The following is a 12,153-nucleotide window of genomic DNA, read 5'->3' on the forward strand; positions in this document are numbered from 1 at the left end:
TATTATTATTTTCTGTTAATTAGAGATAATAAATACTTAAATTTGTATAATTTTATTATCGTTATTTTTACAATACTTATAAATCTAAAAGGATGCAACTAGAAATCCCCAATTTAATTTAAATTAGAATATTCGGACAATTTTTACCTATAAATGCATTTGAAAACCGATTAAAATTACTTTCGAATAAACTATTCTAATATAGTTATTTAGGTATTTTTTTTACTAAGCCTATATTTCCATTCTATGAATCTATACCCGATTATTGACTTTCTCTACCTGCATTGTAAAATTAAGTGATACTAAAATAATCAGAGACATTGTTTCATTCACTGTTTATAGTCTGAAGGAGGTTTGAAAATGGCACGTATGGCTGCATTTATCGTACTAGTCATTCCCGCAATTTTAATGGCTGCAGGGATAAAATTTATGCGGGATACATTATTCGGGATTTTAATTTCACCATTTCCATGGATTTGGTTACAATTCATTGTTGGTGCCATCTTTTTTGCCGTTTCATTTTTATTTTTTGCAGGTTTTTTACTGCATCGGGATCGCAAGCGCGGCAAAGTATCCGAACGCTGGCAGAAATAGGTCTACAATAAAAAAATCAAATTTTTCTCTGGGAGGAAATTTGATTTTTTTCGTATATTCAGTTAACTCTTTTTTCAGGAAGAGTAAATTTATTGTAACATGACACTAAATTATTAACGTGAAAGTAATTTGGCGAAAATTGTAATATTCCCCCTTAACAAATCAAACTTACCGATTCACCTGGGCTTCCCGAACTAAATGGGGGAAATCTGTAATCCACCCTTTTACAATTGAATGGGGCTTTTTCAGAAAAGATTCATTACCCTGAATTCCGTAAAAACGCATGCCGATATTGGCTGTTTTACAAGCCTCTAAATATTGACCTTTATAGTACCGTTTATGTGCATGTATCGCATCAAAAAAATTTTGCTCCTCTAATGTTCCCCAATAGAATTTTCTCGTTATAATAAACCCCGTCTCGATGTCCGGCCGAATTTCTTTCACAATTTTTAATAAAGATTCGTGAAATGACGAGAAATGACTGTTTTCAGGTAAAGTAATTGTATGCAATAATTCCTTCAGCACATTTTCGTTCGTTATTAGCGATTCTTTTAGCTCCACATTCAACGCAATATTTTCTGCATTCGCCCACTCCAGTACATCCGCAAAAGCAATCATCCGGTCACGACGAAACAGCCGTTTAAACCGCGGACCTAATTTATAGTGAATGAGCTCGTCATAAGAACACTGATTAATCATTTTATTAATGCCGGCCAGTCTTTTTAAGTCATTGTCGTGAAACACCACTAAAATGCCATCCTTTGAAACTTGGAGATCCAGTTCAATGCCATCTGCCCCAAGTTCTTTCGCTTTTTTAAAGGCAGCAAATGTATTTTCTAAGTGAAAGCTCGATGCCCCTCGATGGGCAAAAATGGGTATGTCATTCATTATACATTCAACTCTCCATTTTCTATTAAAAATCGCCCATTTGTAATAGACGTCAAAACAGTGGACTTTTTGCCAATCTGTATATATGTACCAGGATATGCTTCTTTCGTCACATGAATCTCTGCTTTACTAACTTCACGTAAATCGTTCATTAATTGTTTAATTTCCCGATCTAAATTTTGCGCTGTTTCCTTAGTGGAAGCGAGCTTTTGCTTTGTTATCTCAAGTGCTGCCAATTGTCGTTGTGTTAACGTATGTATAACGGGTAGGATGCGATCTATTTGACTCTCTAGCTGCACCATATCTTCCTGCATTGATTTTAGCAGAGATGCCTTGTATTGAATAACCTCAAGACTTTGTGCTTTATTTATGCTATTAATAATTAATTCAGTCTGTCTTTCCAATCGATTTCCGGTACATGCCGTAACGATAGTACTTTTTGCGATTGCTGTACCACCGATAATTTTCCCTTTCCGCTCATCGACCAATATGGAATGTGCGGATAAGTTGGATCCTAATGAATAAAATCCAATATTCAGATTTTGACCTGCAACTAAATGGGCGTCATTCACATGTTTAACGAATATATCCCCGGCAGCTTCAACAAGCGTTTCGCATAACCCGAATATGCCCCCTCGAATGAAAATATCTCCATATAGGGATTTGATCAATTTTGCGCCGGATACACCTTCTGGACCTTCAATTGAAATATCTCCATTTGCTATAACCGAAAAACCTGGCTGGACTGTTCCCTTAATCGAGACAGACCCATTAAATTCAATATTACCGGTTTCTATGCCGACATCACCAACAATCGGTAAATGGTGGTTAACACTTACCATTCCTTCATGTTCTTCAACTACTCCGCTAATTTTCGATCGTAGTACCGTTTTTCCATCTTCCTCGACTTCATATGCCGATTTCCGATCATACTTTAACTGCAAATCTCGCCCAAAAGGAGCAGGAATTGACTCTCCAAAAATATTTATTCCCGGAGTACCTGGCTGTGCATGAATTTTCTCACCAAGCCATGCGCCTTCTTCAATTTCATAAATGAAGTTCATATCATAATAATCGGCTTTACCATCTTCTCTTATGACCGGTTTCCGCTCAGGTAATTCTAAATAGGTAATTTGTGCATCATTTCCTTGGACAGGTGGGGTACCTTGCGCAATTAATGTTGCCTTCGAAGTGACAATGGATTCCAGATTTACATTTAAAATCCCGTGCGTTATGTTATTTTCAGCTAAAAGTATCTGAACTCTATTCTGAATGGACTGTACGTTTTCTTTTATATACTCCACTGTCTCATATACAAAAAGCGATGCTGACATTTTATCTCGTGAAATTTCGATCATTATTGATGGGAGCCATATTCCGATTTCTATCGATTTGTCGGTAACTTCATTCAATTCTTTTTTTAATAATGCGAAATTTGTAAGTTTAATACGAGGATGTTGGCGCAATATCGTTTCAAAATCTTTTAGCATGAAGCCTGGTTTTCGTGTGTGGATATATACTTTCCTATCTTCTTTTATTATTTCAAAAAAATGATTTTCATAAATAACCATGCCCTTCCACCTCCTCATACATTACAGTATATACAAATAGTCGATATTTGTTTAGTTAAATATTGGATGAATAGGAGGTTTTTTAGCATGTCCATCAATTAATATGAAAAGCATCTGACTCATAAGTTATAAATACCTAAAATATTTTATTATAGTGAACGTTGAAATTGGAGTAAATTATGGTACATATCTGACAGGTCAGTTAAGTAACTTTCGTCTTGTGTCTCAATAGCCATAAGTGTTCTATTGATCATCAAAATATCTAGTTCAATTGAATTAGTTAAGTTTTGATGGTGTATATCATTTTCGATGATCTCGTTTCTTAATATTCCCAGCTCATTTAAATAATTCTCAAGCTCCATTTCCATCGTTTGAAGCTGTGAGTTGCTTAATGTACCGAGCAGCAATATATCGTTATAACATGTCTCACGTTGTACATGTAATTCTTCTTTATATTTTTTTACAACCTCATCAGGAGAATTGGCTGTTATCGTAGAGGATGCATCTAAATCATACGGAAATCTTACTAGAAGAACAAATGTCAGGACGCCGAGCAGGATTATTATGAATTTCCATCGTTTCATTTATCATCGCTCCTTATTGTTGTCCCCCTATTTTACTTCGAAATTGTATTAATAATATGAAATTAATATTAAAATCCTATGACAACAAAAAAAGTGTCCAGCAACAGCTAGACACAAATAGAACAATACGTTTTCAAACATATTATCCAAAGAAAGGAGGTAAAAACGAAGACGAAGAATTTCTTAGCCTTGCTACCTAATTTTACCCTTTGTTATTTTTTGTTAAACGTAAATTACAAATATTTTAAGTCAAAATTCAATTTATATGATCACAAAGACTAAAAAATCTCTTTTTAGGTTAGAATACTCATAAATTATCAATGAATGTAAAAGGATGATTATGTAATGAGTGTTATTGTATTAGATAACAAAAGACTTTTTCTAAAAAGAATTAAAAGTTATGAGCTGAATACAGAAGAAATATATTATAGAAATGATAAAACAGAGGAACGATTTCTTTTCCTATTCCTTATGAATGAGGAGGAACTATGGAGTGAATATAAGTTCGAATATTTATATATTAAGATGTTTGACGGCAGCGAATATAAGTATTTCTCTGATAAAAAATTAGATAATATTTTAAAGAAAATGGCTAACTACTTTAAAGAAGTCGGCATTGATAGTGAAGTAGAAGATTGCTCTTATGATCGATCTGACGATTGTTACTATGTTAGTGAAAAATTAAAAGAAATACTAGAAAATGATGAATATTTAGCGCAAGCTGTTGATAGTTATATAATAACGAAGGATACGTTCATATACGTTGATGAAGACATTTCAACTATAGCGACTAGAATGGATAATTCCTTTGGCTTGGTATAAGAACAGCGAATGATCAATTCTTACTAAGAACGGGCTTAAAGCCAAAAATACGCCTTCTTGAACAATTGTTCTAGAAGGCGTTTATATAAAAGTAATATTATAATAAGTTTCCGAGGCAAAATGAACTCAAGTGAGTGCTTAACTCGCCACCATCTCAATACGAATTTTATCTGCAATCATGGCAATGAACTCTGAGTTTGTCGGTTTTGATTTCATATGGTGCACTGTATACCCGAACAGTTCTGAGATATTCTCATAGCTGCCGCGGTTCCAGGCTACTTCAATGGCATGGCGAATTGCACGTTCCACACGTGACGGGGTTGTCCCGAATTTTTTCGCGATTTCCGGATATAAAATTTTTGTAACCGAGCTTAATAATTCAATGTCATTGTAAACCATCTGGATCGCTTCACGTAAATAAGCATATCCTTTTATATGTGCAGGTACACCAATCTCTTTAATGATGCCTGTAATCGTTGTATCCAATAAGCGTGTATCCATTTTTGCAGGGGTGTTCGTTGATAAAACCGGTACACGTTTTTCCTGTTCGACTTTCTTGCCTGCACAATGTAGAATTTTTTGAACAAGCTGCTCAAACTCAAAAGGTTTCAACATGAAGTAAGAAGCACCGTAATTCACAGCCTGTTTCATTACATCTTCTTGTCCAAATGCAGTTAGCATAATGACTTGTGTCTGTGTATAACGCTCATCGTTATACATTTCTTCCAATACAGCCAGTCCATCCAAATGCGGCATAATGATATCCAATAGTAGAACATCGATTTTATGCTCTTCCAACATTTTAATACATATTTTTCCGTTGGATGCTGTAGCAACAATTTCAATTTGCGGATGATTTGTAAAATACACTTCCATCATTTTTACTAATTCGCGATTATCATCTGCAATCGCAATTTTCACCTTTGACAAACAAAATCCCCCTTTAAATTCTATTTCTTATATATTCATTACAATAGCAAATTGTATGAGTTTTCTTACAAATGTCTAAACTTCTTTTGTAATACAATTGTAACAAAAATGAATGACAGTTGTCCTTCGTTCTCTCTTATTTTGCATTGTCCTTTAGTGAAGTTTCGACAGAATTACTAAATTTCCTTTTCTTACACAAAAAATGAGCAACAAGTATTATCTTTTCTTACTTTATCGACAAGGAAATTTATGGTTCTACATTTGTCGATTTATCTTTATATACTATTGTAATGAAAAAAGCAAAAAAAGACTACACTTTATTAAAAAGTATAGTCTAAAGTATTTTAATACGGGCTCTTTTTCAGCATTTCAATAACAAGAATACCGGCACCTTTTGTTGGTTCTTCGATAAACATATGTGTTACCGCACCAACAAACTGGTTATTCTGTATAATAGGACTCCCGCTCATCCCTTGAACAATACCGCCCGTTTTCTTTATAAGACGTTCATCGACGACATTGAATGTAAACGTATTATCCGTTTGTTTGTCAATTTCGATATCAAATAAATTGACTTCTTCTCCGTCGATTGCTGTTAAGATTTGTGCTTTACCCTTTTTTAATTCATTTGCATGTATAATTTCCAGCGGTGGATGCAAACTGTCATGTAATGATTGTTTCCAATTACCAAAAATTCCGTAGACATCATTGGTTATTACTGAACCGAGTGGCATTTGTGATTTATCTACAACTGAAATTTTATACCCTGGTTGTCCAGGCGTACTTTTCTTCACTTGTGAGATTGATGCTTCAAAGATTGCACCATCATTAAATTTTGGAGGCTGCTTCATTGTAGAATCTACAATTTGATGTCCAAGCGCTCCGTATTCCATCGTTTCAGGATCGATATACGTTAAAGTACCTATTCCATCAGTTTCACTTTTTAAAAATGGTTTTAAATGCACCAGTTCATGAGCTGATACGTTGATGTCTCGTTGTTGCTTTCCATTCTCAACGGTCAGTGTAAATGATTCGCCTTTGCCGGCAATGTCATCTAACTGGCTTACTTTTTCACCATTTAGTTTTAAAATATGTTCTCCCTTTTTCAACCACTCACTATTTTCCAATAATACGTCCTGTGCAACCATTACATAAGGCATCTCCAACTGAACGCCAATTGAATGGCCCATTGGAATTAACGATTTCCCCAATACTTCTATTGGTGATAACATAAAAAGCAATGCAACGAGTATCGACCATTTTTTAATCATCCTTCACCTCCTCTATGCGCTTACTATGTGAAAATTTGACGGAGTTATGAACGGAAAAATTTTGTTGATATGAGGAAAAATTAGAATGTATTCGTTTTAATCCTTGCTGCTTAGGGACATTGAAACTTATACGGTTAAAAAAATAAAAAAACGTCTAAAATTTTATTAATTTTAGACGTTTTTAAATTTAGTTCATCATTTCTTTACGTTCATTGGCCATATGAATTAATTCCGAAGCATGTTGTAATGTCAGGTCTGTTATTTCAGCTCCACTCATCATGCGGCTGATCTCCACGATTCGTTCCTTTTCTTCCATTTCCGTAATCGACGTAAATGTACGGTTATGCTCTACTTGCTTTTTAATGTAGTAATGATGATCCGCCATTGCAGCAACTTGCGGCAAGTGAGAAATACATAATACTTGTGAATTGACTGAAATTGCTGCAATCTTTTCTGCAATTGCCTGTGCTACACGTCCGCTGACACCTGTATCAACCTCATCAAAAATAATTGACGTAATACCATTTGATGAAGAGAAAATTGTTTTAAGTGCCAACATCATACGGGAAAGTTCCCCTCCGGAAGCGACTTTAGGCAAGGACTTCGGTGGTTCCCCAACATTTGTTGAAATATAGAATGCGACAAAATCCTTGCCGTTTGCGTCCAGCTGATTCAATGGCTCGAATTTAACGATAAACTGCGCTTTTTCCATATGCAGCATACGTAGTTCATTCATAATCGCATCACTTAGCTTAATTGCATTTTCTTTGCGGATTGTCGTCAATTCTTCTGCAATTTTATTTAAGTCTGCTTCCATTTTCGCCAGCAATTGCTCATTTTTCTGCAATGTTTCATCTCGGTTCATAAGCTGGCTCAACTCTTCTTCGATTTTTTCGTGATACGTTAAAATCTCTTCAACTGTCGTTCCATACTTACGTTTCATATTTTGATATAAAGCAAGACGCTGCTCGACCTCATTCAAACGCTCAGCGTCATACTCTAAATCATCCAGCACATTTTTCACTTGATATGCTGCATCCTGCAATGCATAAAAGCTGGAAGTGACCGCTTCTGAAGCCTCTTTGAAATTCGAATCGAGTGCAACAATATCCTCCAGTGCATTCATGGCATTACCAATGAAATCCAGTCCGGTTCCATCATCGGAAATCGCTGAATATGCAATATTCGCACGTTCGAATATTTTATGGAAATTCATTAAACGAAGTCGTTCTTCATCCAATGCTTCTTCTTCGTCAACTTTTAATCCGGCCTGTTCCAGCTCCTGAATTTGGAATTGATATAAATCAATGCGCTGTGCCATCCGCTGCTCGTCCATACTTAGCTCAGCCACTTCTCTTTTTAACTGACGATACGCTTCAAACGCTTCATCGTACCTTGCTTTCACAGGCTGAAGCTTATTATGTGCATAATGATCCAGTAAATTGATATGGAATTTTTCATCCATAAGCTCCTGGTTTTCATGTTGCCCATGAATATCAATTAAACTGCCGCCAATATCACGCAAAACAGATAATGGGACAAGTTTGCCGTTCACTCTGCAAACACTTTTCCCTGAATCATGCAGGTCCCGTCGTAAAATAATCGTGTCTTCTTCTGATTCAATCCCATGTTCTTCAAGTTTTGCAAAAATCGGATGCTGACTATTATCTACATGAAATAATCCGCCAAGCTCCGCCTTTTTCTCTCCGTGGCGGATAAACTCCGTTGATCCGCGCCCGCCAGCCAATATATTAACCGCATCAATAATAATCGATTTTCCGGCACCAGTTTCACCTGTCAAAACAGTTAAACCACCAAAAAAACTAACGGTTAAATCATCAATAATAGCAAAATTTCGAATGCTTAATTCTCTTAACAAACCATTCCACCTCGGTTTACAGCATATCTAATAAGCGATTTTTTATTTCTTCACGTTCGTCCTCTGTTCGACACATGATTAAAATCGTATCGTCCCCACAAATCGTTCCTAATATTTCTGTCCAGTCCAGATGGTCAAGCAATGATCCGATTGCATTCGCATTCCCCGGCAATGTTTTCATGACTAGAAAATGTGAAGCACCATCAATTGAAACAAAAGCATCTGCCAACGAACGATGCAATTTTTGAATTGGGTTGAAACGTTGGTCAGCTGGTAAACTATATTTATAACGACCGTCCTGTAGCGGTACTTTTACTAAATGCAATTCTTTAATATCTCGTGAAACCGTTGCTTGTGTGACGTTGTAACCCGCATTTTTCAGCTGATCGACTAAATCGTCCTGTGTCTCGATTTCGTTATTTGTAATAATATCACGGATGCGTATATGGCGCTGTCCTTTGTTCACAAAAGTCACCTCATTAAAATGTTTAAGAATATATGTATATTTACACTACCATTTGCATAAAGGAAAAACAAGAAAAAACCGTACATATGTTCAAAAATCCGTTTTTTCCGACTGTTTTCTACATAAACAGGAAAGTAATCAGCTGCAAATTTCGCATAAATTTTGTCCTGTTTCCCTAGAACACTCCTTTACAAAGTCCGTTGATTTCCATTGCGGGCGGACGCTTTCCAGGGGCCCGGCTCGAGCCTGTAGTCTCTCCCACGGGCTATTCCCCTAGGAGTCGCCGCCCTCCATTCCAATCAACTCCCGTTTTCAGCAAAAATGTATGCCTCTTTTAATATGTCCATAAATAAACAAAAACACAAAACAAATCCATAGGAATCTGTTTTGTGCTTACATTATTTCAGCTGCATATGCGCGTCTTTTACGACTTGCTCGAAATTTGTGAAGGCTTCTACCTCTTCACCGTCATGCGGATTATACAGATGGAATAAAAATTCAATATTCCCTTCGCCGCCTGTAATCGGTGAATACGAAGCATCCTTTACGACAAATCCGATTTCTGTTGCCATTTTTGCTGTTTCTTCTAAAACAGCTAAATGGACTTTCGGTTCACGGACAATTCCTTTTTTCCCGACATTTTCACGACCTGCTTCGAATTGCGGCTTTACAAGTGCCATAACATCGCCACCTTGCACTAAAATGGTTTTTAGCACAGGCAAAATCAGTGATAACGAAATGAAGGAAACATCGATGGTTGCAAAACTTGGTAAGCCTTCTATCAAGTCTTCAGGCTTTGTATAACGGAAATTGGTTTTTTCCATAACCGTTACACGCTCATCCGAACGGATTTTCCATGCAAGCTGGTTTGATCCTACGTCCAGTGCATAGCAGTGACGGGCGCCGTTTTGCAGTGCACAATCTGTAAATCCGCCTGTTGAAGAGCCGATATCAAGCATTAGCTTACCTTCAACAGTTAGATCAAAAATTTCCAGTGCCTTCTCCAGCTTTAAACCGCCTCGTGACACATATTTTAACTGTGAGCCTTTAACTTGCAGCGGTGCATCGATTTCGATTTTTTCCCCTGCTTTATCAATGCGGATTTCGTTTGAAAACACGAGACCAGCCATAATCGAGCGTTTTGCCTTTTCACGCGTCTCACATAACCCGCGCTCAACAAGCATTACATCTACTCGTTCTTTTTTTTGCTTTGTCATTCTTTATTTAACCCTATCCGACTGTTTATTCGGTACAAGCTGCGTAATACGTTTTACCGCTTCTTCAGCTGTCACGTTTATTTCTTCTAATAATAAATCAACTTCACCATGCTCGATAAATTCATCCGGAATCCCGATACGCTCAATTTGAACATTACGGTACTTCTTATCAAATGCAAATTCCAGCACAGCACTGCCGAATCCGCCTTGCAGCAATGATTCTTCAATCGTTAAAATCGGCAGGTTTTCCTGCATAATCTCATGCAGCATTGCTTCATCCATCGGTTTAATGAAACGTGCATTAACAACACGTACATCAATGCCTTGGTATGCCAATTGTTCTGCTGCCTTCATTGCCATTGGAATCGTTGTACCGAATGTCAGAATCACCGCATCCGTACCTTCACGCAACACTTCCCATGAACCGATCGGCAATGCTTTCATTTCCGCATCCATTTCAACGCCTAAGCCATTGCCGCGAGGGTAACGAAGCGCAATTGGACCATCATTATAATCAATTGCTGTTTTCACCATATGCTGACCTTCATTTTCATCTTTAGGCATCATCAGGACAATATTTGGAATATGTCGCAAGAACGAAATATCAAATACGCCTTGATGTGTTTCACCGTCCGCGCCAACAAGGCCAGCACGGTCAATACCGATGAAAACATTTAAATTCGGACGTGCAATATCATGCAGCACCTGGTCATATGCACGCTGTAAAAACGTAGAATAAATCGATAAAAACGGTTTCATATGCTGTGTTGCAAGACCTGCCGCCATTGTTGTTGCATGCTGCTCGGCAATCCCGACATCAAAGAAGCGATTCGGGAAGTCTTTTTGAATTCCTTCAAGTTTAGAACCGACAGGCATTGCCGGTGTAATTGTTACAATACGGTTATCTTCCTTCATGCATTTACGAACCGACTCCGCCACTAAGCTGCTCCATGCCGGACCTTTTGTAGAAGATTTTACGAAAGCACCCGTTTCCATTTTATATGGACCTGTTCCATGCCAAGTACCAATTGTATCGTCTTCGGCAGGTTTGTAGCCTTTACCTTTTTTCGTCAATACATGGACTAGTACAGGACCTTGTACTTTTTTCGCATATTCCAATGTTTTTTCCAATGCTTCAAAATCATGTCCGTCAATTGGACCTAAATATTTGAAACCTAATTCCTCAAAGAATACACCTGAAACAACTAAATACTTTAGGCTGTCTTTCACACGTTCAGCAGTAGCGGCCAGCTTATCGCCAACCATTGGAATTTTATGAATTAATGATTCCAAATCTTCTTTTGCACGTGAATATTCTTTTGCCGTACGCAAGCGTCCTAAAACGTCATGCAATGCCCCAACGTTCGGTGCAATCGACATTTCGTTATCGTTTAAAATAACGATCATATTCGTTTTTTCATGACCAATATGGTTCAAAGCTTCCAGTGCCATTCCGCCTGTCAATGCACCATCACCGATAATCGGTACAACAAAGTTTTTGTCCCCTTTAATATCTCTTGCCGCAGCCATACCCATCGCTGCAGATAAAGACGTGGAACTATGCCCTGTTTCCCACATATCGTGCTCACTTTCGACAAGCTTCGGGAAACCGCATAGTCCTTTAAATTGACGCAATGTGTCAAATTGACTTGCCCGGCCTGTTAAAATTTTGTGGACATATGCTTGATGCCCGACATCCCATAAAAATTTATCCTTTGGACTGTTAAAAGCTTTATGCAGTGCAATCGTCAGCTCAACAACACCTAAATTCGGGCCAATATGACCACCCGTAATTGAACATTTTTCGATCAGAAAAGCGCGAATTTCTCCAGCCAGCGCTTCTAGTTGCTTTTTATTCAAGTCTTTCAAAAAGGATGGACTAGAAATTTTCGTTAAATCCATCTCATCCACACACCTTTTCATCAGTTTAT

General features: G+C 37.3%; 11 protein-coding genes. 2 read left to right on the forward strand and 9 right to left on the reverse strand.

Annotated elements, in window-relative coordinates:
• Window positions 1–360: 360 nt before the first annotated feature.
• On the forward strand, window positions 361–594 hold the full coding sequence (locus tag MHB58_RS12005; RefSeq protein ID WP_008404214.1) for a DUF2627 domain-containing protein: 234 nt from the start codon (window positions 361–363) through the stop codon (window positions 592–594).
• A gap of 168 nt (window positions 595–762) precedes the next feature.
• Here the strand turns inward: MHB58_RS12005 and MHB58_RS12010 are convergent, their stop codons facing one another.
• From MHB58_RS12010 to MHB58_RS12020, 3 genes are all read right to left on the reverse strand, one after another.
• Window positions 763–1,482, reverse strand: a complete 720-nt coding sequence (locus MHB58_RS12010; RefSeq protein WP_340735315.1) for a glycerophosphodiester phosphodiesterase — start codon at window positions 1,480–1,482, stop codon at window positions 763–765.
• Window positions 1,482–3,053 carry a DUF342 domain-containing protein gene (locus MHB58_RS12015; protein WP_339262275.1) on the reverse strand — a complete coding sequence of 524 codons (1,572 nt, stop codon included), beginning with the start codon at window positions 3,051–3,053 and terminating at the stop codon, window positions 1,482–1,484. Before MHB58_RS12015 ends, MHB58_RS12010 begins: the two co-directional genes overlap by 1 nt.
• Window positions 3,054–3,202: 149 nt before the next feature.
• Window positions 3,203–3,637 carry a hypothetical protein gene (locus tag MHB58_RS12020; RefSeq protein WP_014823488.1) on the reverse strand — a complete coding sequence of 145 codons (435 nt, stop codon included), beginning with the start codon at window positions 3,635–3,637 and terminating at the stop codon, window positions 3,203–3,205.
• Between the two features lie 345 nt (window positions 3,638–3,982).
• On the opposite strand from MHB58_RS12020, the gene MHB58_RS12025 reads away from it, so the two are divergent.
• Window positions 3,983–4,459, forward strand: coding sequence for a hypothetical protein (locus MHB58_RS12025; protein ID WP_014823487.1), 477 nt, complete (start codon window positions 3,983–3,985; stop codon window positions 4,457–4,459).
• A 138-nt stretch (window positions 4,460–4,597) separates the two neighbouring features.
• Here MHB58_RS12025 and spo0A read toward each other — a convergent pair whose 3' ends face one another.
• From spo0A to dxs, 6 genes are all read right to left on the reverse strand, one after another.
• Window positions 4,598–5,389 (reverse strand): sporulation transcription factor Spo0A, encoded by a 792-nt coding sequence (spo0A, locus tag MHB58_RS12030; RefSeq protein WP_014823486.1) that lies wholly within the window; start codon window positions 5,387–5,389, stop codon window positions 4,598–4,600.
• A 344-nt stretch (window positions 5,390–5,733) separates the two neighbouring features.
• Window positions 5,734–6,660, reverse strand: coding sequence for a SpoIVB peptidase S55 domain-containing protein (locus MHB58_RS12035; RefSeq protein ID WP_014823485.1), 927 nt, complete (start codon window positions 6,658–6,660; stop codon window positions 5,734–5,736).
• 187 nt (window positions 6,661–6,847) lie between these two features.
• Window positions 6,848–8,539 (reverse strand): DNA repair protein RecN, encoded by a 1,692-nt coding sequence (recN, locus tag MHB58_RS12040; RefSeq protein ID WP_014823484.1) that lies wholly within the window; start codon window positions 8,537–8,539, stop codon window positions 6,848–6,850.
• Between the two features lie 16 nt (window positions 8,540–8,555).
• Complete coding sequence (gene ahrC / locus MHB58_RS12045) at window positions 8,556–9,005, reverse strand: transcriptional regulator AhrC/ArgR (RefSeq protein WP_008404230.1); 450 nt, start codon at window positions 9,003–9,005, stop codon at window positions 8,556–8,558.
• 398 nt (window positions 9,006–9,403) lie between these two features.
• Window positions 9,404–10,222: a TlyA family RNA methyltransferase gene (locus MHB58_RS12050; RefSeq protein WP_014823483.1), complete on the reverse strand. Its 819-nt coding sequence runs from the start codon at window positions 10,220–10,222 to the stop codon at window positions 9,404–9,406.
• Window positions 10,223–10,225: 3 nt separating this feature from the next.
• Window positions 10,226–12,124 (reverse strand): 1-deoxy-D-xylulose-5-phosphate synthase, encoded by a 1,899-nt coding sequence (dxs, locus tag MHB58_RS12055; protein ID WP_008404233.1) that lies wholly within the window; start codon window positions 12,122–12,124, stop codon window positions 10,226–10,228.
• Window positions 12,125–12,153 lie beyond the last annotated feature (29 nt).

Source organism: Solibacillus sp. FSL K6-1554, from assembly GCF_038005185.1.
Classification (GTDB): domain Bacteria; phylum Bacillota; class Bacilli; order Bacillales_A; family Planococcaceae; genus Solibacillus; species Solibacillus silvestris.